The 25,443-nt window shown below is 72.7% G+C and carries 20 protein-coding genes; 8 read left to right on the top strand and 12 right to left on the bottom strand.

All coding sequences use genetic code 11. From position 1 onward, the window contains the following. Positions 1–15: 15 nt before the first annotated feature. From ACFTWP_RS12670 to ACFTWP_RS12655, 4 genes are all read right to left on the bottom strand, one after another. A complete protein-coding gene (locus ACFTWP_RS12670) occupies positions 16–831 on the bottom strand; it encodes an AIM24 family protein (RefSeq protein ID WP_380264586.1) in 816 nt (271 codons plus the stop codon). 245 nt (positions 832–1,076) lie between these two features. Then, positions 1,077–1,727, bottom strand: a complete 651-nt coding sequence (locus ACFTWP_RS12665; RefSeq protein WP_380264483.1) for an AIM24 family protein — start codon at positions 1,725–1,727, stop codon at positions 1,077–1,079. Beyond that, complete coding sequence (locus ACFTWP_RS12660; RefSeq protein WP_073926094.1) at positions 1,727–2,365, bottom strand: AIM24 family protein; 639 nt, start codon at positions 2,363–2,365, stop codon at positions 1,727–1,729. Before ACFTWP_RS12660 ends, ACFTWP_RS12665 begins: the two co-directional genes overlap by 1 nt. A 94-nt stretch (positions 2,366–2,459) precedes the next feature. Then, entirely contained in the window at positions 2,460–3,248 is a 789-nt protein-coding gene (locus ACFTWP_RS12655) for a DUF2127 domain-containing protein (protein WP_380264482.1), read from the bottom strand. A gap of 289 nt (positions 3,249–3,537) precedes the next feature. On the opposite strand from ACFTWP_RS12655, the gene ACFTWP_RS12650 reads away from it, so the two are divergent. Further along, complete coding sequence (locus tag ACFTWP_RS12650) at positions 3,538–3,876, top strand: DUF3817 domain-containing protein (protein ID WP_380264481.1); 339 nt, start codon at positions 3,538–3,540, stop codon at positions 3,874–3,876. A gap of 69 nt (positions 3,877–3,945) precedes the next feature. Here the strand turns inward: ACFTWP_RS12650 and ACFTWP_RS12645 are convergent, their stop codons facing one another. Further along, positions 3,946–5,583, bottom strand: a complete 1,638-nt coding sequence (locus ACFTWP_RS12645; RefSeq protein ID WP_380264480.1) for a M4 family metallopeptidase — start codon at positions 5,581–5,583, stop codon at positions 3,946–3,948. A 486-nt stretch (positions 5,584–6,069) separates the two neighbouring features. Between ACFTWP_RS12645 and ACFTWP_RS12640 the strand changes: the two genes are divergently transcribed. The 3 genes from ACFTWP_RS12640 (at position 6,070) to ACFTWP_RS12630 (ending at position 9,216) form a co-directional block, all read left to right on the top strand. Next, a complete protein-coding gene (locus ACFTWP_RS12640; RefSeq protein WP_380264479.1) occupies positions 6,070–6,597 on the top strand; it encodes a MarR family winged helix-turn-helix transcriptional regulator in 528 nt (175 codons plus the stop codon). Positions 6,598–6,780: 183 nt separating this feature from the next. Beyond that, positions 6,781–7,119 (top strand): DUF3817 domain-containing protein, encoded by a 339-nt coding sequence (locus ACFTWP_RS12635; RefSeq protein ID WP_380264478.1) that lies wholly within the window; start codon positions 6,781–6,783, stop codon positions 7,117–7,119. A 378-nt stretch (positions 7,120–7,497) separates the two neighbouring features. Next, on the top strand, positions 7,498–9,216 hold the full coding sequence (locus ACFTWP_RS12630) for a methylmalonyl-CoA mutase (RefSeq protein ID WP_380264477.1): 1,719 nt from the start codon (positions 7,498–7,500) through the stop codon (positions 9,214–9,216). Between the two features lie 173 nt (positions 9,217–9,389). Here ACFTWP_RS12630 and ACFTWP_RS12625 read toward each other — a convergent pair whose 3' ends face one another. After that, positions 9,390–10,004, bottom strand: coding sequence for a TetR/AcrR family transcriptional regulator (locus ACFTWP_RS12625; protein WP_380264585.1), 615 nt, complete (start codon positions 10,002–10,004; stop codon positions 9,390–9,392). 490 nt (positions 10,005–10,494) lie between these two features. On the opposite strand from ACFTWP_RS12625, the gene ACFTWP_RS12620 reads away from it, so the two are divergent. The 4 genes from ACFTWP_RS12620 to ACFTWP_RS12605 all read left to right on the top strand — a co-directional run bounded on the left by ACFTWP_RS12620 (position 10,495) and on the right by ACFTWP_RS12605 (position 15,025). Further along, the gene (locus ACFTWP_RS12620) at positions 10,495–11,484 is read left to right on the top strand and encodes a tetratricopeptide repeat protein (protein ID WP_380264476.1); all 990 of its coding nucleotides are present in this window, start codon (positions 10,495–10,497) and stop codon (positions 11,482–11,484) included. A gap of 741 nt (positions 11,485–12,225) precedes the next feature. Next, positions 12,226–12,888: a DUF6230 family protein gene (locus ACFTWP_RS12615; protein ID WP_380264475.1), complete on the top strand. Its 663-nt coding sequence runs from the start codon at positions 12,226–12,228 to the stop codon at positions 12,886–12,888. A 134-nt stretch (positions 12,889–13,022) separates the two neighbouring features. Beyond that, the gene (locus tag ACFTWP_RS12610; RefSeq protein ID WP_380264474.1) at positions 13,023–13,685 is read left to right on the top strand and encodes a DUF6114 domain-containing protein; all 663 of its coding nucleotides are present in this window, start codon (positions 13,023–13,025) and stop codon (positions 13,683–13,685) included. Next, positions 13,682–15,025: a hypothetical protein gene (locus tag ACFTWP_RS12605; protein ID WP_380264473.1), complete on the top strand. Its 1,344-nt coding sequence runs from the start codon at positions 13,682–13,684 to the stop codon at positions 15,023–15,025. Before ACFTWP_RS12610 ends, ACFTWP_RS12605 begins: the two co-directional genes overlap by 4 nt. 208 nt (positions 15,026–15,233) lie before the next feature. Here ACFTWP_RS12605 and pyk read toward each other — a convergent pair whose 3' ends face one another. The 6 genes from pyk to ACFTWP_RS12575 form a co-directional block, all read right to left on the bottom strand. After that, positions 15,234–16,664 (bottom strand): pyruvate kinase, encoded by a 1,431-nt coding sequence (pyk, locus tag ACFTWP_RS12600; RefSeq protein ID WP_380264472.1) that lies wholly within the window; start codon positions 16,662–16,664, stop codon positions 15,234–15,236. 107 nt (positions 16,665–16,771) lie between these two features. Continuing rightward, complete coding sequence (locus ACFTWP_RS12595) at positions 16,772–17,998, bottom strand: acetate kinase (RefSeq protein ID WP_380264471.1); 1,227 nt, start codon at positions 17,996–17,998, stop codon at positions 16,772–16,774. Then, the gene (pta, locus tag ACFTWP_RS12590; protein WP_380264470.1) at positions 17,995–20,142 is read right to left on the bottom strand and encodes a phosphate acetyltransferase; all 2,148 of its coding nucleotides are present in this window, start codon (positions 20,140–20,142) and stop codon (positions 17,995–17,997) included. The genes ACFTWP_RS12595 and pta overlap by 4 nt, the downstream gene beginning before the upstream one ends. 113 nt (positions 20,143–20,255) lie before the next feature. After that, positions 20,256–20,930, bottom strand: coding sequence for a hypothetical protein (locus ACFTWP_RS12585; protein WP_380264469.1), 675 nt, complete (start codon positions 20,928–20,930; stop codon positions 20,256–20,258). Positions 20,931–21,168: 238 nt separating this feature from the next. Continuing rightward, the gene (gene glgB, locus ACFTWP_RS12580; RefSeq protein ID WP_380264468.1) at positions 21,169–23,682 is read right to left on the bottom strand and encodes a 1,4-alpha-glucan branching enzyme; all 2,514 of its coding nucleotides are present in this window, start codon (positions 23,680–23,682) and stop codon (positions 21,169–21,171) included. 67 nt (positions 23,683–23,749) lie between these two features. After that, complete coding sequence (locus ACFTWP_RS12575) at positions 23,750–25,240, bottom strand: phosphotransferase (protein ID WP_380264467.1); 1,491 nt, start codon at positions 25,238–25,240, stop codon at positions 23,750–23,752. Between the last annotated feature and the right edge of the window lie 203 nt (positions 25,241–25,443).

Below are 25,443 nucleotides of genomic sequence, written 5' to 3'. Positions count from 1 at the left end.
AAATGTTGTACAAAATTAGAGGCCGAACCGGCGTCCCAGGTCACCCAGGTTACCCAGGCCCGGGATGTTCACGTTGGGCAGCTGCTGGCCGCCGCCGTGCGCGCCCGGCTGCTGCGGCACGCCGCCCATCGGGACGCCCGCCTCCGCGTGCACCTGGCCCACCGAGCGGTCCGCCATCAGCGTCTCGGAGGACTGCAGCAGCACCTGGCCGGCCCCGATGAACTCGAACTGGTGCTCCTCGCCGGACGCCCCGCCCAGGCCGGTCAGCCGGCGCAGGCCGCCGATCAGCCCGTGCATGTAGGCCTCGTCGTAGTGGTGGCACGGCGCCGGGCAGTCCGCCCAGCCGACCAGGGCCTGCGGGTCCACCCGGATCGGCGGCTCGACGAAGTGCACCGGCCCGTTGGAGGCCGCCACGAACTTGCCGGTGCCGATCAGGGTCAGGAACCCCGGGATGATCGACTGCTTGAGCTGCAGGGTCGGCTCGAAGGCCAGCAGGTTCCCCGAGCGGACGGTGAGGTTGCCGTTCTCCAGGTCGTACGAGTTGAGGTCGAAGGCCCGGTCGGCCAGCAGCATCTTGCCGCGGCCCTCGGCGACCACCCAGTCCGAGGCGTGCAGCGGCGAGTTGAAGTGCCGCCCGAGCATCCGGTCGATCGCGCCCGCGCCGACGCCCTTGAAGTTGATGTCGCCGTAGTAGGCGATCATCTTCCCCTTCTGCAGGAAGTACGACCCGTTCAGGTCGACCGAGAAGGCGTACGGGTTGACGTTGTCGTTGGCCGGCAGGCTGTGCACGTCGTGCACCACCGGGCCGGAGCCGTCCTGCGCCTTGGGCAGCGGCGCCTGGGCCCCGCCGAACTGCTCCTGCGCGTAGTTCTGCTGGGGCTGCTGGGGCGGGTAGCCCTGCTGCGGGTAGCCCTGCGGAGGCGGCGGGGGGTAGCCCTGCGGGGGCGGCGGCGGGTACCCCTGCTGCCCGTAGCCGGGCGGCGGCGCGTTGTACCCGGGCTGGGTCGGCTGGCCGTAGGGCGACTGCCCGTACGGGTCGGGCTGGCCGTACGGCGGCTGCTGAGGCGGGTAGGACATCAGAGCTTCTCCTCGCTCGCCTGCACGTACACCATGCCGTGGCCGGACAGCTCCAGCTGGAACGCCTCGCCCGAGCCGCGTCCGACCATGTCGCGCCAGCCCAGCGCGGTGGACAGCTTGTTGCGGACGTCGCCGCGGTGCGCGACGTACGCCTGCGGGTCGACGTGGACGGGCTGGTTGGGGGTGATCGGCAGCTCGATGACGCCGCCGTGCGCCATCACGGCCACCGCGCCGCGGCCGTCCAGCTTGGTGGTGAACAGGCCCTGGCCGGTGACCTGGCCGCGGACCATGCCCATCACGCCGCCCTGCTGGCCCATGAACATGGTGGACTGCTGGAGCGAGCCCTCGAAGGCCAGCAGGCGGTCCGCCTCGACGTAGAGGGTGTCGCCGGTCAGGTCGATCACGTGGATGTTGTGGCCGCCGTGGCCGAACATCACGCTGCCGTGGCCCTCGACCGTCATCAGCGGGGTGTCCTCGTTGGCCACCCGTCGACCGATCATCGACATGACGCCGCCCTGGCCGCCGGTGAGGTTCGGCGTGAAGGTGACCTCGCCCCGGTAGGCGAGCATCGCGCCGCGCTGGCTGAAGACCCGCTGGCCGGGCACCATCTGTGCCTCGATCATCTTGTTGTTGATCTTCGTGAACGGCATCAGACGTCACCCCCGACGGTCAGCTTCTCGGACGGCTGGACGTAGACCAGGCCGTCGCCGGCGAACTCCACCTGGACGGCCTCGCCGCCGCCCTCGCCCATCAGCGTGGTCCAGCCCGCGCCGGACTTCAGGCTCCGGTTGAGATTGCCGGTGTGCGCGACGTACGCGCCCGGGTCCACCCGCAGCGGCATGCCCTGGGAGACCCGCAGGATGATCGCCGGACCCTTGGAGGTCACGGCGGCCCAGCCGTGCCCCTCGACCTTGGTGGTGAACAGGCCGTTGCCGGACGAGATTCCGTTGAGGCCGGTGAAGCTGGTTCCGGTGTGCAGGGTCGCCTCGGTGCACAGCAGGTTGTCCGACTCGACGTAGAGCGTCTCGCCGTTCAACCGCACCAGATTGATCTCGGTGGCCGCGTCGGCGAAGTAGCAGGTGCCCTGCCCCTTCGCCTCCATGACCACCATCTGCTCACCGGTGAGCCTGCGGGTGACCATGCCGCGTAGGCCGTCACCGCCACCGGACAGTTTTTTGAAGGCGATCTGGCCGGTGTAAGCGACCATCGAGCCGTTCTTGGCCTTGACGGCGTCGCCCGTCATGTCGACGGCGAGCACCTTGGATCCTTGGAGTCGAAACTGTGCCACCGGCTGAATGTAGCGGGCGGGGGCGCCCGGGTGGGAGTGGGCGGGGCGTTCTGGTACCCAGCTGCGACAAAGTCCGCGCCCCGGCCGCCCCCGCTCAGACGGCGGCCGTCGCCCCGTCGGGGACCGTCCCCGCCGCCTGCTCGACCTCCAGCAGCGAGGCCGAGTGCCGCTCCGCCTCGAAGGCCACCACCCCGCCGCGCAGTCCGAACAGCCGCTTGGAGAGGAGGATCCAGAGCACCGCCAGGATGTTCAGCAGCAGCGTGCCGACCTTCAGCGCGGAGACGTGCTCGGTGAGCTCGTACACCTCCAGCGGCAGGAAGGCGGCGGTGGCCACCACCGTGAGGTACTCGGCCCAGCGCCGGCCCAGCCAGAGCCCGACCGCCTCGACGATCTCCACCAGGGCGTAGACGACCAGCGCGAGCGCGACCACCAGCAGGGTCTTGTGCTCGTAGTCGAAGGTCCTGCGGATGGTGTCGACCACCGGGGAGTGTTCGAGGTCCCAGTGGAAGTGGTCGGTGACCGGCCGGAAGACGGTCAGGTTCTCGTCGAACAGCCGGCGCACCGAGTCCTGGCTGTTCGAGAACTTCCACACCGCCCAGGCCGCGACCACGATCAGCAGTCCGCGCAGGAACCGCTCGACCGCGAGGAAGCGCAGGATGAAGAGGTCCCGCAGGGCCTTGCCGCGCGGCACCAGCGGCGCCTCGTCGGCGGGCCCGGAGCCGTGCGGCTCGCCGAGCGCGAAGTCGCCGCAGCGCAGGCAGCGCCAGGCGTCGCCGACGGCGGTGGCGGTGTGCAGGCGCCGGCGCAGCTCGGGTTCGGTGGGCGCGTAGGTGATGTGCCCGCGCCGTGAGCACGTCCGTCGGTTCCAGTCCGGTCTGAACATCTGCGGTCCCCGTATCCGTCGCGGTCGGCCCTGTTCACGGGCCGTGCGGCAGCAGGATAGAGCCGCCGCGGGCCGGTCCGGCCGGGGCGTCCGGTTCTGTGGCGCGGCTGTGACGTCGGGCACGACGGGGGGTCCGGGCCCGGGTCGGGTGTAAGGCTCGGTGATAATGGACGACGGGCTTGTGAGTCGATTCACAAGAGTTGGTCCGCAGTGGCCGGCTCACCGGAGTCGGCCCGTCGGCCCGCACCCTCGCGCCCCCCGTCGCCCCCGCCGCAATGAGGTACCGATCGTGAAGACCAGCAGCGCCGTCCACCGCCTGCGCCTTGTCTCCGGGCCCGAGGGCCTCTCCTTCATCCTGCTGATGGTCTGCTCGGTGCTGAAGCGCACCACCAGCTTCAACGGCGTGCCGGTGATGGGGATGATCCACGGGATCCTCTTCGTCCTGTACGTGGTCTTCCTGATCCTGGCCTGGCAGCAGCAGAAGTGGGACCTGAAGCGCGGCGCCGTGCTGTTCGTGCTCTCGGTCCTGCCGACCGGCGGCTTCTTCGCGGAGCGGATGCTCGCCAAGGAGGAGCGCGGCGAGTACCCGCCCGCCCCCGCGGCCGACCGCGAGCCCGCCGCGGCCTGAACCGCGCGCGACATGTGACAGTGCCGGGCACCTTCCGCAGGTGCCCGGCACTGTCCGTTCGGGGGAGCGTCAGTTGACGTTGACGGCGCTCCAGGCCGCCGCCACCGCGTTGTACTCGGTGGAGGAGGCGCCGTACAGGTCGGTCGCCGCCTTCAGGCTCGCCGTGCGGGCGGCCTTGTAGTTGGTGGTGGAGGTGAAGTACACGGTCAGCGAGCGGTACCAGATCGCCGCGGCCTTGTTGCGGCCGATGCCGGTCACCGTGCTGCCGTTGGAGGTCGGGCTGTTGTAGCTGACGCCGTTGATGGTCTTCGCGCCGCTGCCCTCGGACAGCAGGTAGAAGAAGTGGTTGGCGACGCCCGAGGAGTAGTGGACGTCGAGGTTGCCCACCCCGGAGTACCAGGAGTCGGCGGACCCGCCGTCCTTGGAGGGCTTGTCCAGGTAGCGCAGCGGGGTGCCGTTCCCGTTGATGTTGATCTTCTCGCCGATGAGGTAGTCCGGCACGTCCGAGGGCAGGTTGGCGTACCACTCGACCAGGGTGCCGAAGATGTCCGAGGTCGCCTCGTTGAGGCCGCCGGACTCACCGGAGTAGTTCAGGCCGGCCGTCGCCGCGGTGACGCCGTGGCTCATCTCGTGCCCGGCCACGTCCAGCGCGGTCAGCGGGTGGGTGTTGCTGGCGCCGTCGCCGTACGTCATGCAGAAGCAGGAGTCGTCCCAGAAGGCGTTCACGTAGTTGTTGCCGTAGTGGACCCGGCTGTAGGCGCCGACACCGTTGTTCTTGATGCCGTTGCGGCCGAAGGTGTTCTTGTAGTAGTCCCAGGTCGCGGCCACGCCGTACTGGGCGTCCACGGCGGCCGACTGGCCGTTGGAGACCGTGCCGTCACCCCACGCGTTGTCGGCGTCGGTGTAGAGGGTGCCGGTGCCGGACGTCTTGTGCTTGAGGTCGGTGGTGTACTGGCCGCCGCGGGTGGCGTCCTTCAGCTGGTACGTCGAGCCGCTCAGCGTGGTGGTCAGCGGGACGGAGCCGACGAAGACGCCCTTGCCGGTGCCGCTCGCGGTCTGGATGTCCTCGTGGGTGGCGAGCACCTCGCCGCTGGCCGCGTCGGTGACCAGGGTCTGGCGGCTCGGGGTGCCGTCGGCCCGCACGCCCTCTACCACGGTCTGGTAGGCGAGACGCGGGTTGCCGGACGCGGCCCACACCACCAGCTTCGCGGCGCCGGCCTGGCCGACCTCCTTCAGCGGCTGCTCGTCCTTGTCGGCGGCGACGCCCACCGTGGCGGCGACGGCGCCGGCGGCCTGCGCGGAGGCCTTGTCGGCGGACAGCTTCGGGCTCAGGCTCGGCAGCGACAGCTGGCCCTCCACGGCCTTGTCGACCGAGGTCACCGAACCGTCGGCGCGCTGGTGCACGATCAGGTCGCCGCCGAGCACGGGCAGTCCGCCGAGGGTGCGCTCGTAGCGCAGGTGGCGGGCGCCGTCGGCGTCCACCACGGCGTCCTTGGCGACCAGCTGCTCCTGGCCGCCGAGCGTCAGGGCCTTGGCCAGCTGAACGGACTGGCCGTTCGCCAGGGCGATCAGGCTGGCGCGCTGCTGGGCGGCCTGGGCCTGCGGGGCGGGGACGGGGCCGGCCTGGGCCGTGGCGCTCACCTGGATGACACCGGTGAGCAGGGCGGTGGCGGAGAGTACGGCGCCGGCTGCGAGCTTTCGCTTCACGTACGGATTCCTTCCGGAGACAACCGCTTGTGCGCGGTCGCGCGCCTCGCTCCGGGGCACCGGGGTTAGTGCCTTGGGGCGGAACGGGCGCTGACGTGCTGCTCCGTGCGGTCATGCGGCGGCTGCCGCTGGGGTGGGCGGCAACTGTCGAAACGGGGCTGGCCAGAAGCATGACAATGCAGGACCTGAAATGACAGGTCTTGCTCAGCGAATGGCCACAGCTCGCCACCCGGCGGGGCCCCGTCGTGGCCGGTGGACGGCCCGCAACGGGTACCCGGAGGCGGGTTTCGCCCCTGATGGCGGCTCAGTCCCGCGGGTTCCGGGGAACCACTCCCGGCCGCTCCGCAGTTGGCGTCAGTTCACATCCTTGTAATGTCCCGGTATGTGCCTGAACGAGGGCTTGGCGAGATCTCGCCAAGCCCTCGGGCTTGTCCACCATCAGGGACGCCTGGTACTCCGCCCCGCCCCCGCCGGTACGGTAAGAACGTGGCCAAGCCCCTCGCACTCGACTTCGACCCGATCGCCCGCGCAGACGAGCTCTGGACCCGCCGCTGGGGCGGCGTCCCCTCGATGGCGGCGATCACCTCGGTCATGCGCGCCCATCAGATCCTGCTCGCCAGGGTCGACGCCGTGCTCAAGCCGTACGGGCTGACGTTCGCCCGCTACGAGGCGCTGGTGCTGCTCACCTTCAGCCGCACCGGCGAGCTCTCGCTCTCCAAGATCGGCGAGCGGTTGATGGTCCACCCGACCAGCGTCACCAACACCGTCGACCGCCTGGAGCGGGCCGGCCTGGTGGCCCGACGGCCCAATCCGCTGGACGGCCGCGGGGTGCTCGCCTCGATCACCGGTCGGGGGCGGCAGGTCGTCGAGGAGGCGACCCGCGAGCTGGTGGCGATGGAGTTCGGCATGGAGGACTACGACGCCGACCAGTGCCGGCAGGTGTTCGACCTGCTCCGGCCGCTGCGGGTGTCGGCGGGCGACTTCGTCGTGCCCGAGGAGCACGAGGGCCGGTAGGACCTGTCCGGCGGCTTCCCGCCCGAGGGGGCGCGGTCCGTCCGGGCGGAGCGCGGCCCGTGGGCCGGGCGCCCGCGGCGGCGGGGGCGCGCGCGGGGCGCGGCCGGGCGGCGGCTACCCTCGGGGGAGCGGTGCGCAGATCCGGACGTACCAACCGATCTTGCCAAGCGAGGCGATGAAGGAATGAAGGCGACCCCCCTGCTGGGCTGGTACCGGGTGCTGGCCGTGGCGACCGGCTGTGCGCTGCTGGTCTTCTGCGGGTTCATGGTGGCGAAGTACGGCTTCGACACCGGCGAGGACGTCACCACCTACGTGGCGATGCTCCACGGCTACCTCTACATCGGGTACTTCGTGGTCACCTTCCTGCTCGGCCAGAAGCTGAAGTGGCCGCTGGGCCGGCTGGTCTTCACGCTCGCGGCGGGCTGCATCCCGTTCGCCTCGTTCGTGGCCGAGCGGCGCGTGGTGCGCGAGGCGGCCGAGCAGGCCGCGCCCGCGGCGCCCCGGCAGCCCGCCGAGGTCTGACCGGACCGCCGGCACGCCGGCGTTCGGCGAAGGCGCCCCTTCCCTGGCGGGGAGGGGCGCCTTCGCGTGTGCCCGGCGCCTCTGCCCGGCGCCTTTGCGCGGGCGTGTGCCCGGCGCCTTCGTCCGGCGGCGCGCGTCCGACCGGGTACGCCCGGCCCTCCGCGGGCGACCGGCTCGTCCGCGGGGCCCTGCGACGTCCGGAACCTCGCGTTCCCGGCCGTCGCGTCGCAGGTCGGCGGGTGCTCCGCCCGAGGTCCGGCCACCTGGTGGGCGTGGTGCCATCGACAAGTACTAGGACATCCTAGTAAATTAGCAGGACGTCCTAACAGTTTCGCCGCCCCGACGCCGAGGCGGCCGCACGGAGCGGAGTTCGGCTCAATGGACGCCGAAGACATCGAGCGCGGCAGGCAGCGCTGGCAGCAGCGGTACGACAGTGCCCGCAAGCGTGACGCGGACTTCAGCACGCTCTCCGGCGACGAGGTCGCGCCGATGTACGGCCCGCCCGCGGGGCAGCCCTACGAGGGCTTCGAGCGGATCGGCTGGCCCGGGGAGTACCCCTACACCCGGGGCCTGCACGCCACCGGCTACCGCGGCCGGACGTGGACCATCCGCCAGTTCGCCGGCTTCGGCAACGCCGAGCAGACCAACGAGCGCTACCGGATGATCCTGGAGGCGGGCGGCGGCGGCCTCTCGGTCGCCTTCGACATGCCGACCCTGATGGGCTACGACTCCGACGACGCCAAGTCGCTCGGCGAGGTCGGCCACTGCGGTGTGGCCATCGACTCGGCCGCCGACATGGAGGTGCTCTTCAGGGGCATCCCGCTCGGCGAGGTCACCACCTCGATGACGATCAGCGGCCCGGCCGTGCCGATCTTCTGCATGTACCTGGTCGCCGCCGAGCGCCAGGGCGTCGACCCGGCGGTGCTCAACGGCACCCTGCAGACCGACATCTTCAAGGAGTACATCGCCCAGAAGGAGTGGCTCTTCGCCCCCGAGCCGCACCTGCGGCTGATCGGCGACCTGATGGCGTACTGCGCCGAGGGCATCCCCGCGTACAAGCCGCTGTCGGTCTCCGGCTACCACATCCGCGAGGCCGGGGCGACGGCCGCGCAGGAGCTCGCCTACACGCTGGCGGACGGCTTCGCGTACGTCGAGCTGGGCCTCTCGCGCGGGCTGGACGTGGACGTCTTCGCGCCCGGCCTGTCCTTCTTCTTCGACGCCCACCTGGACTTCTTCGAGGAGATCGCCAAGTTCCGCGCAGCCCGGCGGATCTGGGCCCGCTGGATGCGCGACCGCTTCGGCGCCAGGACCGACAAGGCGCAGTGGCTGCGGTTCCACACCCAGACCGCCGGCGTCTCGCTGACCGCCCAGCAGCCGTACAACAACGTGGTGCGGACCGCCGTCGAGGCGCTCTCGGCGGTGCTCGGCGGCACCAACTCGCTGCACACCAACGCCCTGGACGAGACCCTGGCGCTGCCCTCCGAGCAGGCCGCCGAGATCGCCCTGCGCACCCAGCAGGTGCTGATGGAGGAGACCGGCGTCGCCAACGTGGCCGACCCGCTCGGCGGTTCCTGGTACGTCGAGGCGCTGACCGACCGGATCGAGGCGCAGGCGGAGGAGATCTTCGCCCAGATCCTGCGCAAGGCGAGCCTGGCGAGGGGCGGGGAGCGGGCGAAGGGCGAGGACGAGCACGAGATCGGGCCGATCACCACCGGCATCCTGCGCGGCATCGAGGACGGCTGGTTCACCGGCGAGATCGCCGAGGCCGCCTTCGCGTACCAGCAGGCGGTGGAGAAGGGCGACAAGCGCGTCGTCGGCGTCAACTGCCACCCCAGGAGCGTCACCCCCGAGCTGGAGATCCTCCGGGTCAGCCACGAGGTGGAGCGCGAGCAGGTCCGGGTGCTGGGCGCCCGGCGGGCCGCGCGCGACGAGGCGGCCGTCAAGGCCGGGCTGGACGCGATGCTGGCCGCGGCCCGCTCCGGCGAGTCGATGATCCCGCCGATGCTGGACGCCGTCCGGGCCGAGGCGACGCTCGGGGAGATCTGCAACCTGCTGCGCGAGGAGTGGGGGACCTACCGGGAGACCGCCAGGTTCTGAGTTCCGCCACGGGACCTCCGTCACGGGAGTTCCACGACCGGCCCGGGTCGGCCCGCCTGCCGACCCGGGCTTCGGCGTGCCCGCGGCCGTACCCGCCCGTGCCGGCGCCCGGTGCGCCCGTGCCGCCCGGTCAGCCCTGCCCGGGTCAGCGCGGGTCGGTCAGCCCCGGTCGGTCAGCGCGGGCCGGTGCCGGTCAGGTGCGGGAAGGGTCCGAGCAGCAGGGTGGTGAAGCGCCGGATCCACTCGGGGGTGACCGGCTCGCCGCTGACCAGGATCCGGTGCTCGACGGTGCCGGCGACGGTGTCGAAGATGATGTCGATCTCCTCGGCCGCCGCCTCCTCGTCGAGGTCCGGGCCCAGTTCGCCGCGCGCCTGGGCGTAGGCCCGGCCCTGGCGGACGAGTTGCTTCTGCGGGTCGACGATGGCCTCGCGGATCCGTCGCCGCAGCAGCGGGTCGCGGGTGCCCTCGGCGAACAGGGCGAGCAGCGCGGCCTGGGTCTCCGGGCGGGCCAGCAGTTCGGCGAACTCCCGTACCACCGCCTCGATGTCGGCCTGGAGACTGCCCAGGTCGGCCAGCACCAGCTCGTCGAAGAGGGTGGCGACGGCATCGACCACCAGCTCGTTCTTCGAGGGCCACCGGCGGTACAGGGTGGTCTTGGCGACCCCGGCGCGGGTGGCGACGTGGCCCATGGTGAGCCCGCCCCAGCCGAGCTCGGCGAGGGTCTCGCGGGTGGCGTCCAGGATCGCCCGGTCGGCGGCGGCGCTGCGCGGGCGGCCCTTGGCCCGGATGGCGCTCTCGGGGGCGACGGCCGTCGCCGGCGCGGTGTCCTCGGGGGCGGTGGCCGCCGCCGCGGGGCCGGCCGCGGGCAAGGGGGTCTGGGCGGTGGACACCGGGCCTCCTTGCGTTCTACCAGTAAGTAACTTGGGTGGGGGTCGTAACGGTAGCGACTGATCCTCCCCGTCCGCAGCCGGGCGGGTGGCGAAAGTGGGGCAGCTCACGTCCCGCGTTGGTGAGATGGGCTTGCGGCGGGGGGCCTCGGTGCAGTTACGCTACGACTCGTAGCGATAAGAGTGACGACCGAGCGCCGACGCCCCTCTGCCGGGGGCTCTCGTGGGACGAGACGGCGCACGGTGCGGGTGGGGATCCGCACCGGAGGGGTTGGGTTTCACCGGGGGAGAGGTGTTCCCGCCCGGGCGGCTCGGGCCACGCGGACCAGCGCGGCACGACTTTCCCGGCGGATGGCGCCCGCCACCAGCACGGACGGGGGAGGATAGTGCCATGCAGCCACGGAATTCGCATCTGAACAGCTCCGCCCTGCGCGGTGCGGTCGACCTCGCCGCAGTGAAGGCGGCCGGTGAGGCCGCCCAGAAGGCCGAGCAGGCCCGGGCCGAGCGGGCCCGTCAGGCGGCGGCCGCCGAGGAGTCCGGGATCGCCCCGGCCGGCCCGGCCTACCCGCTCGTCATCGATGTCACCGAGGAGACCTTCGAGGCCGAGGTCGTCCAGCTCTCCTCCGAGGTCCCGGTGGTCATCGACTTCTGGTCCGGCCGCAGCGGGCTCAGCGCCCAGCTCAGCCCGGTCCTGGAGAGCCTGGTCGAGGAGTACGCCGGCCGGTTCGTGCTCGCCAGGGTCGACGTGGACGCCAGCCCCGTGATCGCCCAGCAGTTCGGCCTGCAGGCCATCCCGACCGTGATGGCCGTGGTGGCGGGCCAGCTGGTGCCGCTGTTCCAGGGCGCCGAGAGCGAGTCCAACATCCGCAAGGTGCTGGACCAGCTGATCCTGGTGGCCGAGCAGCGTTTCGGCGTGGTCGGCGGCGCGGGTGCGCCCGCCGCCGGCGAGCAGCAGCCGTTCGCCCCGGAGGACCCGGCGCTCGCCGCCGCGCACGACGCGCTGGACCGCGGCGACCTGGGCGGCGCGATCCAGGCCTACCAGAACGTGCTGCTCGACCAGCCCGGCAACACCGAGGCCAAGCTGGGCCTGGCCCAGGCGCAGCTGCTGCGCCGGGTGGAGGCCTTCGATCCGCAGGCCGTCCGGACGGCGGCCGCCGCCGATCCGAAGGACGTCGCGGCCCAGCTGGACGCGGCGGACCTCGACCTGGTGGGCGGGCACGTCGAGGACGCCTTCGGGCGCCTGGTGGACACCGTGGGCCGGACCTTCGGGGAGGACCGCGACCGGGCCCGGCTGCGCCTGCTGGAGCTGTTCGAGGTGATCGGCGCGGACGACCCGAGGGTGACGGCGGCGCGCGGCGCGCTGGCCCGGGTGCTGTTCTGACCTGGTGCTGACCCCCGGCCCGGGCGGCTCGGACCCCGGCTCCGGGGCGGATCCGGCGGTCCGACCCTGGCACGGTGGGTGACCTGCGGTGTCGCTGGCGATTTGGCGACATTCCGGTCACCGGCGCCCAGGTTTACCAAATCTTGACAACGCCCGTGGGCGGTCACCGATGGTGACCGCCCACGGGTGTTTCCTCGGTGTTTCTGGGGGATTTCCCCGGCACGAATCCTTCATTTCGTCACACTGGGTGCACGGCGGGTCAGAACCATGATCAACGTCTCCTGTTGTTGGATTACCCGTCAGTAACGAACCTCTTGTGCTTCGCCCGGGATTCGAGCACGATCGGCGACGCCTGGTCCCCACACTTCACCTCCCGGCAGCCGGCCGGCGAAGCGGAGCTCGGGATCCCCACCGGGCAAGCCGACGACTCCGGTCGCCGGCGGGGAGGGCAGGGGGGTATCCGCGGTCCCACGGCGGTTCCTGTCCTTCGTACGGCCGCGCAGCCCGCGCGGTCGCTGGTTGTCGCTCGGGGGTGATCGCCGATGTCGTCGGTCGTACCCGCCATCCCACAGGTGGCCGGTGCAGGAACGGGAGTGCCGTCACGCACGGCCGCACCCGGTCCCGACGGCACTCACGGCGCTCTCCGCTACCGAGGACGTAGCTCTCTCCCATCCCAGGCCACCGCCGGTGCGGCACGCACCGGGAGGTGCCGGAGATGTACGTCCTAGAAGGAGGACTCGCATGTCCCAGACTTATGGCAAGACCCGCTGGAAGCGCTTCGCCCTGGTGATGCTCCCGAGCCTGGCGGCCACCGGCGCCATCGGTGTCGGCCTGGCGAACAGCGCGCTGGCCGCGTCGTTCAGCATCTCCGGCCAGAGCTTCAAGGTCACCGCCGAGGAGCTGCACGGCGAGAAGTTCGCCCAGTTCGGCACGATCGACGTGCAGAAGAACAACACCACGGTGCCGGTCGCGGTCTCCGCGTTCGACAGCGCGACCATCAAGAAGATGTGCCAGTCGGTCGTCACCGACCCCAACATCATCCCGCTGCCGTTCAAGCTCCCGGTCATCACCCTGCGCCTGGAGGCGGGTGACAGCGCCGACCCGAAGAAGCAGGTCGTCGCCAGCAACCTGCTGATCGACCTGGACGAGCTGTACGCGGACGCCGAGTTCACCAACATCAACATCGGCCAGGACGCGTCCACCCTCACCGGCACGGCCACCAAGGACTGGAAGTCCGCCCTGGGCAGCGGCAAGCCCACCGGCGGCGTCGGCTTCGCCCAGGCCGCCGACAAGGCCGACCTGTACAACGTGAAGCAGCGTGCCTGGGCCACCTCGGCCGGCAACTTCAAGCTGAACGGTCTGAGCCTCAAGCTCTACACCGACAGCGGCCACGAGTGCTACTGAGCCGATGACCGCGGGCGCGCCTGACGGCGCGGCCGGGTAACAGGCCCGGCGGCCGGGAGCGGCGTGCACACGCCGCTCCCGGCCGCGTCATCGAGTGATTTCCTACCTCGTTCACATCATCGAGGAGCTGCATCATGTCCAGCGCAACGGCCGACACGTGGTCCGACGGCGAGAACCTCTTCACCCGGTTGCGGCTGCGGTTCCGTAGCTGGCGCCGCACCCGGCCGTTCTGGGCCGGGCTGCTGGCCATGATCGCCGGCGTTCCGATCATGTACCTCCCCTACGCACACCTGTCCCTCGGCGGCATGACGGTGGCGATGTCCACCACGGCCGGCGCGGGCTCACTGATCATCGGCATCCTGCTGATCGTGCTCGGCCTCACCGCCTGGTACCAGCCGGCCGTCCGGATCTTCGCGGGCGTGGCGACCACCCTGCTGACCCTGGTCTCCATCCCGGTCTCCAACCTCGCCGGTTTCGGCCTCGCGCTGATCCCGGGCCTGGTCGGCGGAGGCCTGATGGTCTCCTGGGCGCCGCTGAAGGAGCCGAAGGCCGTCGACCTGCCGGCCGCCGACGACGCGGCGGGCGAGACCCCGACCGCCGAGTACGCGACCACCGAGTACGCGACCACCGAGGCGCAGACCGCCGAGTACGCGACCGCCGAGGACGCCGCCGCGACGACGGCCCCCGTCGAGCAGGGCGCCGAGCAGGCGCCCGGGGCCAAGCACGCCAAGCCCGCCGAGCCCACCACCCGGGGCGGCATCCCCGCACAGGCCGGGGAACCGGAGGAGGCGCGGTGACCACGGAGGACCGCACGCAGGACCCGATCCCGGGGCAGCGCGCCGGAGCCCGGCACGCGGCCCCGCGGGTCTCGGCCCGCGGCCGGCTGCGCGGTCGCGCGCTCGCCATGGCCGCGGTGCCGACCGCCCTGCTGATGGGCGCCGTCTACACGCCGTCGATAGCCTCCGCCGACACCCCGGCGGGCAAGGCCTGCGCGAGCGCGCCGGACCTCGCCCCGGAGAGCCAGGCGCCGGAGCCGGCCCAGGACACCGTCCTGGCGGAGACGCCCGTCCCCAAGAACGAGATCACGCCGCTGCCCGGCCCGTCCCTGCCGGGCGCCGAGGCGCCCGCGACGCCCACCGCCCCGGCCCCGCAGGGCACCGCCACGCAGAGCCCCGCCGCCCTGCCGCCGGCCGCCAAGAGCGGCACCGCCACGGGCGGCCAGGTGGTCGGCGCGGCGTACGTGGTGCCGGTCGCGGGTGCGGCGGGCGCCCCGGCGGTGGCCCCCGCCGGTCTCATCGGCGACATCGTCGGCGGCATCGGCGATCTGCTGACCCCCGGCGGCAAGGCGTCGCCGTCCGCGTCCCCCTCTCCCTCGGCCTCGCCCGCCGCGGCCGCTCCGGCGGCCCGGGCCGCGGCGGCTCCCGCCCTGCCGGCGGCCGGCGCCGCGTCCACCGCCGCCGGTACGGCCTCGCCCGCCGCCAAGCCCACCGGCACGGCCGCGCCCAAGGCCGGCGCCGGCTCCAAGCCGGCGGCGAGCCCCACCGCGGGCGCCGCGAGCGCCTCGCCGAAGCCCACCGCCTCGCCGACCGCGAACCCGAACTGCGCCGTGGACACCAGCTCGGTGGCCGCCCGCGCGGCGGCCGGCGGTGACGTCGTCCCCGAGCAGAACTGGACGCTGCGCAGCAGCCGCCTGGGCCTGCACGGCGCCGTGTTCAACGGCGTGTACGACGTCCGGACGGTCACCGGTACCAAGCGCGTGCTGAAGTTCACCGTCTCCAGCGTCGACATCGAGAACCTCGACATGTCGACCCTGGAGGGCAACGGCAAGACCTTCCACGTCAAGGGCGGTCCCGGCACCACGTCGACGATGCGTAACGGCCCGGTCACCATGTACGTCGAGCGGCTCTCCGGCCACCTCTCGAAGCTGCTGGGCCTGCCGATCCCGATCGACCTGGGCGAGATCACCCTCACCCCGGACACCCTGCCGCGCTGGCTCTGGGACCTGATCGGCGCCGTCCCGATCCCGCTCGACATCGAGCTCACCAAGGTCGAGGCGGTCCAGGCCGGCCAGTTCCGGGGGACGCTCAAGATCCCGGGCATGCACCTCTACAAGGACGACGAGCCCTACACCAACTGACGGCTCCGCCCGCTCCGCGCGCAACCCCCAGGCCCGACCGGTCCGCCCGGTCGGGCCGGCGGCTTGTCCGGCCCTCGGCTCCGGCCCGTACGGCCCGTCCGCGGGCCGTACGGGGCCCGGCGGCGCCGCCCGGCCGGGGAAGGCCGGGGAACGCCGCAGGGCGGCCCCTCCGGTGTGGAGGAGCCGCCCTGCGGTGCGTGCGACGGGATCAGGCCTCGCCGCGCGTGCCCAGGTGGTGCACCTGGACCATGTTGGTGTTGCCGGGCACGCCGGGGGGCGAACCGGCGGTGACGATCACGGTGTCGCCCTCGCCGAGGTCGCCCATCCGGAGCAGCTCGCGGTCGACCTGGAGCACCATCTCGTCGGTCGAGCCGACCTGCTCGGTCACGTGCGACTCGACGCCCCAGCTCAGGGTGAGCTGGTTGCGGGTGGCGGCGTCCGGGGTGAACGCGACCACCGGGATCGGCGAGCGGTAGCGCGAGAGTCGGCGGGCGGTGTCACCGGACTTGGTGAACGCGACCAGCGACTTGGCGTTGAGGAAGTCGCCCAGCTCGCACGCGGCGCGGGCGATCGAGCCGCCCTGGGTGCGCGGCTTGCGGCCCGGGTTCAGCGGCTGCAGGCCCTGCTCCAGGAGCTGCTCCTCGGCGGTCTCGGCGATCCGGCTCATGGTGCGCACGGTCTCGACCGGGAACTTGCCGACGCTCGACTCGGCCGACAGCATGACCGCGTCGGCGCCGTCCAGGATGGCGTTGGCGACGTCCGAGGCCTCGGCGCGGGTCGGGCGCGAGGCGTGGATCATCGACTCCATCATCTGGGTCGCGACGATGACCGGCTTCGCGTTGCGGCGGGCCAGGGTGATCAGCTGCTTCTGCACCAGCGGCACCCGCTCCAGCGGGTACTCGACGGCGAGGTCGCCACGGGCCACCATGATCGCGTCGAAGGCGAGGACGATCTCCTCCATTGCCTCGACGGCCTGCGGCTTCTCGATCTTGGCGATGACCGGGACGCGGATGCCGACCTCGTCCATCACCTTGTGCACGTCGTCGATGTCCGCGGCGTTGCGGACGAAGGACAGCGCGACCATGTCGACGCCCAGCTCCAGCGCGAAGCGCAGGTCGTCCTTGTCCTTCTCGGACAGGGCGGGGACGTTGACGGCGGCACCGGGGAGGTTGATCCCCTTGTTGTTCGAGAGCACGCCGCCCTCGACGACGACGGTCTTCACGCGGGGGCCGTCGACGCTGACGACCTCCAGGGCGATGACGCCGTCGTTGATCAGGACCGGGTCGCCGGGCTTCACGTCGCCGGGCAGGCCCTTGTAGGTGGTACCGCAGATGTGCTGGTCACCGGGGACGTCCTCGGTGGTGATGGTGAACTCGTCGCCGTTGTCGACGGTCACCGGTCCGTTGGCGAAGGTCGCCAGCCGGATCTTCGGACCCTGCAGGTCGGCGAGGATGCCGATCGGGCGTCCGATGTCCTCGGACACCTGGCGGACCTTGCGGTACCGCTCCTCGTGCTCCGGGTGGGAGCCGTGGCTCATGTTGAGTCGGGCGACGTTCATGCCCGCCTCGACGATGGCCTTCAGCTGTTCGTAGGAGTCCGTCGCCGGACCCAGGGTGCAGACAATTTTCGCTCGGCGCATATGGGTCAGTCTATCCGTTCGTGTTATGGGGGCATTCGGCCCGAATGATGAGGGATCGCCAACGAAGCATTCCGAGGGGTGGGACGCGGCGTGGACCGGCCGCCTTCTCACGCCTCCGAGTGCACCAGTGCGAAGGTCTGCCGGGCGATCTCCAACTCCTCGTCGGTGGGCACCACGGCCACGGTCACCCGGGGGGTCCCCCCGGCGCGCAGGAACTCCGGCGAGATCACCCGCGGCCGGTCCGAGCGGACGGAGTTCAGTGCCGGGTCCACCTCGATGCCCAGGGCCTCCAGCCCGGCGGTCGCCGCGGCCCGCACCGGCGCGGCGTTCTCGCCCACGCCGGCGGTGAACGCGATCGCGTCCACCCGGCCGAGCACCGCGTAGTACGCGCCGATGTACTTGCGCAGCCGGTGGACGTACACCTGGAACGCCAGCCGCGCGTCGGCGTCGCCCTCGTCCGCGCGGCGCATGATCTCGCGCATGTCGTTGTCGCCGCACAGGCCGAGCAGGCCGCTGCGGCGGTTCAGCAGGTCGTCGATCTCGTCGATCGACAGGCCGCCGACCCGGTGCAGGTGGAAGACCACGCCCGGATCGACGTCGCCGGACCGGGTGCCCATCACCAGGCCCTCCAGCGGGGTGAGCCCCATGGAGGTCTCGACGCACCTGCCGCCGGCCACCGCCGAGGCGGAGCCGCCGTTGCCCAGGTGCAGCACGATCACGTTGACCTCGGCCGGGTCCCTGCCGAGCAGCCGGGCGGTCTCCCGCGAGACGTACTGGTGGGAGGTGCCGTGGAAGCCGTAGCGGCGGACCCGGTGCTCGTCGGCCACCCGCCGGTCGATCGCGTAGCGGGCCGCGTGCTCGGGCATCCCGGTGTGGAACGCGGTGTCGAAGACGGCCACCTGCGGCAGGTCGGGGCGCAGCGCGCGGGCCACCTCGATGCCGGTGATGTTCGCCGGGTTGTGCAGCGGCGCGACCGGGATCAGCCGGCGGATCTCGGCCAGCACCTCGTCGGTGATCACGGTCGGCTCGGTGAACCGCTGCCCGCCGTGCACCACCCGGTGGCCGATCGCGGCGAGCTCGGGGGAGTCCAGCGCGAGGCCGTCGGCGGCGAGCTCCTCGGCGACCGCCTTCAGCGCGGCGCCGTGGTCGGGGAAGGCCTGCGGGGACTCGCGCCGCTCCCCGCCGAGCGGGGTGTGCACGAGCCGGCCGCCCGCCTCGCCGATCCGCTCGACCAGACCGGTGGCCCGGCGGGAGCCGTCGAGCATGTCGATCAGCTGGTACTTCACCGAGGAGGAGCCCGCGTTCAGCACGAGGACCCGGGTGCCTTCGCTCAACTCTGCTGCGCTCCTTCGGGGTTGTCCATGGTCTGGCCGGTCTGCGCCTGGATCGCGGTGATCGCCACGGTGATGACGATGTCCTCGACGAGCGCACCGCGCGAGAGGTCGTTGATGGGCTTGCGCAGGCCCTGCAGCACCGGGCCGACCGCCACGGCGCCGGCCGAGCGCTGGACGGCCTTGTAGGTGTTGTTGCCGGTGTTGAGGTCCGGGAAGATCAGGACCGTCGCGTGCCCGGCCACCGGGGAGCCCGGCAGCTTGGTGGCCGCGACGCGGGCGTCCACCGCCGCGTCGTACTGGATCGGCCCCTCGACCAGCAGGTCCGGACGCAGCTCGCGGACCAGGTCGGTGGCCTTGCGGACCTTGTCCACGTCGGCGCCGGAGCCCGAGGTGCCGGTGGAGTAGGAGAGCATCGCCACCCGCGGCTCGACGCCGAACTGGGCGGCCGTCCCGGCGGACTGGATCGCGATGTCGGCGAGCTGCTGGGCGTCCGGGTCGGGGTTGACCGCGCAGTCGCCGTACACCAGCACCTTGTCCGCCAGGCACATGAAGAAGACCGAGGAGACGATCGCGGCGCCCGGGGAGGTCTTGATCACCTCGAAGGCGGGCCGGATGGTCGCCGCGGTGGAGTGCGCGGCGCCGGAGACCATGCCGTCGGCGATGCCCTCCTGGACCATCAGGGTGCCGAAGTACGAGACGTCGGTGACCACGTCCAGGGCCAGCTCCACCGTCATGCCCTTGTGGGCGCGCAGCTTCGTGTAGAGCTCGGCGAACTGCTGGCGCAGCGGGCTGGTGGCCGGGTCGACGATCCGCAGCCGGGCGCGGTCCGCGGCGCCCCCGGTCGGCAGGTCCAGGCCGAGCGAGGCGGCCCTGCGGCGGATCGCGTCGGGCTCGCCGAGCAGGGTCAGGTCGCAGATGTTGCGGCGCAGCAGCACCTCCGCGGCGCGCAGCACCCGCTCCTCGGTGCCTTCGGGAAGGACGACGTGCCGGCGGTCGGAGCGGGCCCGCTCCAGCAGCTCGTGCTCGAACATCATCGGGGTGACCCGCTCGGAGCGGCTCAGCTCGATCCGCCGGGTGAGCTCGGCGGTGTCCACGTGCAGTTCGAACAGTCCGAGGGCGATCGCGGCCTTGCGCGGGCCGGCCGTGGTGAGCCGGCCCTCCAGGTGGGTCAGCGCGGCGGCGGTGAGCCAGCTGCCCTCGGGGACCACCGCGACCGGCGTGCCGGGGGCGAGCCGGGCGGCCAGGGCCATCACGTTCGGGCCGGGGTGCTGGCCGAGGGTGAGCAGGACGCCGGCGATCGGCGGGGCGCCCGCGGCGTGCGCGGCCAGCGAGCCGATCACCAGGTCGGCGCGGTCCCCGGGGGTGACGACCAGGGCGCCCTCGGTCAGCGCGGTGAGGAAGGTCGGCAGCATGGCGCCGCCGAAGACGAAGCCGCGGACGTCCCGGGCCAGGCCGGCGGCGTCGCCGAGCAGCAGCTCCGCGCCGGTGGCCTCGACCAGCTGGGCGACCGTCGGCGCGGCCAGCGCGGGCTCCTCGGGGATCACGTACGCCGGGATCGGCAGCTTCTCGCCGAGGGCCTGGAGGACCGGCTCCACGGCGGCCGGGTCGACCCGGTTGGCGATCATCGCCAGGGTGGCGCAGCCCAGGTCGCGGTACGCGCGGTAGGCGTTGCGGACCTCGGCCACCACGGCCTGCGGGCTCTCGGAGTGGCCGCCGACCACCGGGAGCACGGCGGCGCCGAACTCGTTGGCGAGCCGGGCGTTGAAGGCCAGCTCGTCGGGGATGTTGGTGTCGGCGAAGTCGGTGCCCAGCACCAGGACGGCCTGGCACTCGCGCTCCAGCGCCCGGAACCGCTCCACCAGGGCGCCGACCAGTTCGTCCTGCCCCTGGGCGGCCTGCAGGGCGGCGGCCTGTTCGTAGGTGAGGCCGTACATCTCGTCGGCGGGCAGGTCCAGCCGGTACCGGTCGCGGAGCAGCTCGACCACGTGGTCACCGCCGGTCCCGCCGGGCGTCCGCGGGTGCACCAGCGGGCGGAAGACGCCGACGCGGTCCACCTGACGGGTGAGCAGTTCCATGACCCCGAGTTCGACGGCCTGCCGGCCGTCTCCCCGGTCGATCCCGGTCACGTACACGCTGCGCGCCACGCGGATGCCTCCGATTCCCACACACTCAGATGGTCATATTGACCCTACCTTCGCATTTGGGACGCGCGTTTGCACTCAGGTGAATTCCCGGGGCCGGGGCCGGGCCCGGAGTCTCAGTGATAGAGGTCGGCGCCGACCAGTTCGACCTGTACGACGGCCTCGCCGGGCGAGATCCGGACCTGCACCGTCCGGTCGTCCAGCAGCCAGCCGTGCGGGTGCTGGAGGCATCCGCCGGGGCCCGGGGTCCAGCCCCGGCCGGCGAGCCCGGCCCGCAGCCGCTCGGCGGCCTCCGCGGGTGACTGGCCGGCGGGCGCGGCGAGGGCCAGCGTCCGGCTGCAGCCGCCGAGCGCGCAGCCGGGGGAGGTGCCGCTGTCCGAGGCGATCCGCAGGCCGGGAGGCAGCGGCAGTTCGGCGAGGCTCGGGTAGTACGGCTCGCCGAGGAACATCGTCCAGGCCGTCACGCCGGCGGCGGCCGCCAGGGTGTGGGCGGCCAGGGCCGCCGCCACCGCTCCGGCCCGGCTGCCGTACGCGGATCTCGGCCGCGGCCCGCGCAGCCGGCGCTCGTTCAGGGCGCCCGCCGCGATCACCGCCGCCGCCGCGACCGGGTAGCCGGCGTGCGCCTCGACCGCGGCCCGGCTGAAGAACAGGTCGTGGTCCAGGGCCAGCAGGGCGGCCGCGAGGCCGGCCAGCACGACCCCGACGGCCGCCCCGACGAGGCGGGTGCGGGCCAGCAGTGCCCAGCAGAGCGGCGGCGTCAGGGCGAACAGCCAGAGCAGCAGGACGAACACGACAGCGCCCCCCCGCACTGTTGACGATCAGTCTCGCAACCCTAGGGCCGGGCCGGTCCGCACACAACGGCCGCGGCCGGGCGGAGCGGTCCTGGCCGGGCGGTCGTGGCCCGCGGCCGGACGCACCGCAGCACCGGGACGTCGGGCGTCCCGGTGCTGCCTGCAGTCCTGCCTGCGGTGTGGTGCGGTGCTGCCTGCGGGTGCGGTGCGTTGCGTTGCGCGTGCGGTGCGCGCGCGGTCAGGCCGGGCGCAGCCAGACGGTGGCCAGCGGCGGCAGGACGAGCTCCGCGCTGCGGTCCTGGCCGTTCCAGGAGACCTTCTCGGCCTTCACCGGGCTGGAGTTGGCGATGCCGCTGCCGCCGTACGCCTCGGCGTCGGTGTTGAGGACCTCCTCCCAGAGCTGCTCCGCGCCGCCCAGGGCGGGCAGGCCGACCCGGTAGGCGTGGCGCACCACGGGGGAGAAGTTGCAGACGGCCACCAGCGGCGTGCCGTCGGCCGCGTACCGGACGAAGGAGAGCAGGTTGTCCTCGGCGGCGCCGCCGTCCAGCCAGCGGAACCCGTCGGGGGTGGTGTCCTGCTCCCACAGGGCGGGGGCGTCCAGGTACTCCCGGTTGAGGTCGCGCACCAGCTCGCGCACGCCGCGGTGGTCGGCGGCGGCCGGCCAGTCGTCGGCGAGCACCCACCACTGCGGGCCGTGCTCGTGGTCCCATTCGGCGCCCTGCGCGAACTCCTGCCCCATGAAGAGCAGTTGCTTGCCCGGGTGGGCCCACATGAAGCCCAGGTAGGCGCGGTGGTTGGCACGCTGCTGCCACCAGTCGCCCGGCATCTTGGAGACGAGTGCCTGCTTGCCGTGCACCACCTCGTCGTGCGAGATCGGCAGGACGTAGTTCTCCGAGTACGCGTAGACCATCGAGAAGGTGATCTCGTTGTGGTGGTACTTGCGGTGCACCGGCTCCTTGGAGATGTACACCAGCGAGTCGTGCATCCAGCCCATGTTCCACTTCAGGCCGAAGCCGAGGCCCCCGCTGTCGGTGGGCCGGGTGACGCCGTCCCAGGCGGTGGACTCCTCGGCGATGGTGATCACGCCCGGGCAGCGCCGGTAGACGGTGGCGTTCATCTCCTGGAGGAAGGCCGCGGCGTCGAGGTTCTCCCGGCCGCCGTACTGGTTCGGGGTCCAGGCGCCGCCCTCGCGGGAGTAGTCGAGGTAGAGCATCGAGGCGACGGCGTCGACCCGCAGGCCGTCGATGTGGAACTCCTCGCACCAGTACACCGCGTTGGCGACCAGGAAGTTGCGGACCTCGGTGCGGCCGTAGTCGAACTCCAGCGTGCCCCAGTCCGGGTGCTCGGCGCGCAGCGGGTCGGCGGGCTCGTAGAGCGGCTCGCCGTCGAAGCGGGCGAGCGCGAAGTCGTCCTTGGGGAAGTGCGCGGGCACCCAGTCGACGATCACGCCGATCCCGTGCCGGTGCAGGGTGTCGACCAGGTACCGGAAGTCGTCCGGGCTGCCGAGCCGGGCGGTCGGCGCGTAGAAGCCGGAGACCTGGTAGCCCCAGGAGCCGCCGAAGGGGTGCTCCATCACCGGCATGAACTCCACGTGGGTGAAGTTCAACTCCTTGAGATAGCCGGGGAGTTCCTCGGCGATCTCGCGGTAGCCGGTGAGGTCGGGCCGCCAGGAGGCCAGGTGCAGCTCGTACACCGACATCGGCGCGCGGTGGTGCACGGACCGGGCCCGGCGGGCCATCCAGTCGGCGTCCTCCCAGACGTGGGTGGAGGAGGTGACGACGGAGGCGGTGCCGGGCGGGCACTGGGTGGCGCGGGCCAGCGGGTCGGCCTTGTCGAGGATGCGGCCGTCCCGGGTGCGGATCTCGTACTTGTAGTGGGTGCCCTCGGCCAGGCCCGGGACGAACAGCTCCCAGATGCCGGAGGAGCCGAGCGAGCGCATCGGGTGGCCGGTGCCGTCCCAGTGGTTGAAGTCGCCGATCAGCCGCACGCCGGCGGCGTTCGGCGCCCAGACGGCGAAGGCGGTGCCCTCGACGCCGTCCACGGTGCGCAGGTGCGAGCCGAGTGCCCGCCAGAGCTGCTCGTGGCGGCCCTCGGAGATCAGGTGCAGGTCGAGCTCGCCGAGGGTCGGGCGGGCGCGGTAGCCGTCGTACTGCGGCAGCGGCCCGCCGCCGGGGTAGGTGACCAGCAGCCGGTGCCCGGCCAGGGTGGCGCTGTTCGGGCCGCTGCCCGGCAGCAGGCCGGTGAAGAGGCCGCTCTGCTGGTGGGTCAGTTCGGCCGGGCCCTGGGCGGTCTCGACCACCACCCGCTCGGCGAAGGGGCGCAGCACCCGGATCGCGGTGCCGCCGTTGGTGGGGTGGGCGCCCAGCAGGGCGTGCGGGTCGTGGTGCGCGCCCGAGACCAGCCGGTCGACCTCGGACGGCGGCAGCGGGGCCTCCGGCAGGCGCAGCGCGCCCGCCGGCGTGGCTGCCGTGGTGGCCGTCGTGGTGGCGACGCGGGCCGCGCGGGGGCCGGCGGCCCGGCCGGCGACGGCCGTGTCCCCGGGGGCGGCCGGGGCCGGGGCCGTGCGGGCGCGGTCGGTCGGGCCGGTGCGGGCGGCGCCGGAGTCGGCAGCGGTCGGGGCGGCCGGGGCGGCGTGCTCCGGCTCGGCCCGCCGGGGCACCACGGGCTCTCGCCTCGGTGAGTCCTTGCCCGCGAGGAAGGTCGCGGGCACGGCGGGGGTGGTGGTGCGGCCTGGCAGGTCGAGCGGAGTCACGACGGGGTCCTCCTGCGGGGTCGGTGGAGCCGGTGGAGCGGGGTCCTGTGGACGGGGTGGGGCGGGGTCAGACGGTCAGCGCCAGCCGGTTGATGGCGGCGAGCGGGATGGGCAGCCAGCTGGGCCGGTGCCGGGCCTCGTACACCACCTCGTACACCGCCTTGTCGATCTCCAGTGCGCGCATCAGCTCCGGGGAGGCCGCCGGGTCGGTGCCGCCGCCGGCCGTGTACCCCGCGCAGTACGCCGTCCGGTTGCGGGCGGCCCAGGCCGCCGCGAGGTGGGCCAGCTCCGGGTCGACCGGGCCGCCCGCGAGCAGGTGCGCGGCGGCGTAGTCGAAGGAGCGCAGCATCGCCGCCACGTCCCGCAGGGCGGTCTGCGGCTCCCGGCGCTCGGCCACCGACTTGGCGGGCTCGCCCTCGAAGTCCAGCAGCACCCAGCCCTGCGGCGTGCGCATCGCCTGACCGAGGTGCAGGTCGCCGTGGATCCGCTGGACGGGCAGGCCGTCCGGGTGGGCGTCGGCGAGCTGCTGGAAGGCGCCCCGCAGCGCGGAGCGGTAGCGCAGCAGTCCGGGCACGGCCGAGACGGCGCTGTCCAGCCGGTCGGCCATCGCGGTGGCCAGCTGCCGGGTCTGGGTGCGGTCCAGGCGTGCCACCGGCATCGAGCGGGCGAGCACCCGGTGCACCTCGGCGGTGGCCCGGCCGAGCCGGTGCGCCTCGATCGCGAAGTTGCCGGGGGACGGGTCGCCCTTGAGCCGCCCGACCTGGTCCAGGGCGAGCTCCCAGCCGTCCTCGGCGTCCGGCAGGTAGCGCTGGAGCAGGCCGAGGGTGGCCGGCTCGGCGCGCTCCAGCCGGCTCTCGAACCAGGCGGCCACCCGCGGGATGCGGGTGGATCCGGCGCGGGAGAGGGCGAGCGAGAGTTCGAGGTCCGGGTTGGTGCCGGGGCTGATCCGGCGGAACAGCTTGAGGATCAGCGAGGTCCCGTAGATCACCGAGCTGTTGCTCTGCTCGGCGGTGCTGGCCCGGCCCGGCAGGTTGGCGGGCAGGCCGGGCCCGGGGGTGCGGCGGAAGGACAGCGAGCCGAAGCGGTCGCCGGTGGCCAGGTGCTCCAGCAGCCGGCCGGTCAGCTCCGGGTCGTGCACCGCGTCGTAGAGCACGGCGCCGTCGTGCGGGCCCTGGTTGAGCCGGCCCAGCACGGCGCCCGGGCCGATGCCGACCGGCGCCTCCGAGCGGGTGCCGAGCAGCAGCTGGTAGATGTCGCCGTGGGGGCTGCCGCCGACGGCGGAGTGCTCGACCCGCAGCAGCAGGTGCAGCAGCGAGGGGTCGCCAACCTGGAGCGGGGTGCCGACCACCGGGGTGAGGCCGGTGATCGCACGGCCCTTCCCGGCGTACCAGCGCTGGGTGGGGAGCCAATCGGCGATCAGCGGCAGCGCTGCGTGGATCAGCTCGCTGACTCCCAGGGCGGTCCTGCGTACCCCGGGGCTCCGCGGTCCGGCCGGCACGGCCGTGCCGGTAGGGGTGTCGCGGTGCACATGGGCTTGAGACCGGGAGGTTTCGGACATGACTCCCTTTCCCCGGAAGCGGGCCGACTGCCCGACGGGTCTGGCCGGGCCCGTCAGTCTTCCGGATTTCGGCGGCGCGGCGGCGGAGGCACGCGAGCGGGGCTCGGGTGTCACGCCATAGTGTGGTGGGCCGTTGGGCTGTTCTCCGTACGTGGTGGTGCAGGCGCAGTCGGGGGGCGCGGGCGCGAAGTCCCGCGCGCCCC

This window comes from Kitasatospora sp. NPDC057015, from assembly GCF_042673745.1.
Lineage (GTDB): Bacteria > Actinomycetota > Actinomycetes > Streptomycetales > Streptomycetaceae > Kitasatospora.
The sequence above is the reverse complement of the archived record's forward strand: the minus strand, read 5'-3'. Positions and strand labels throughout refer to the sequence as shown.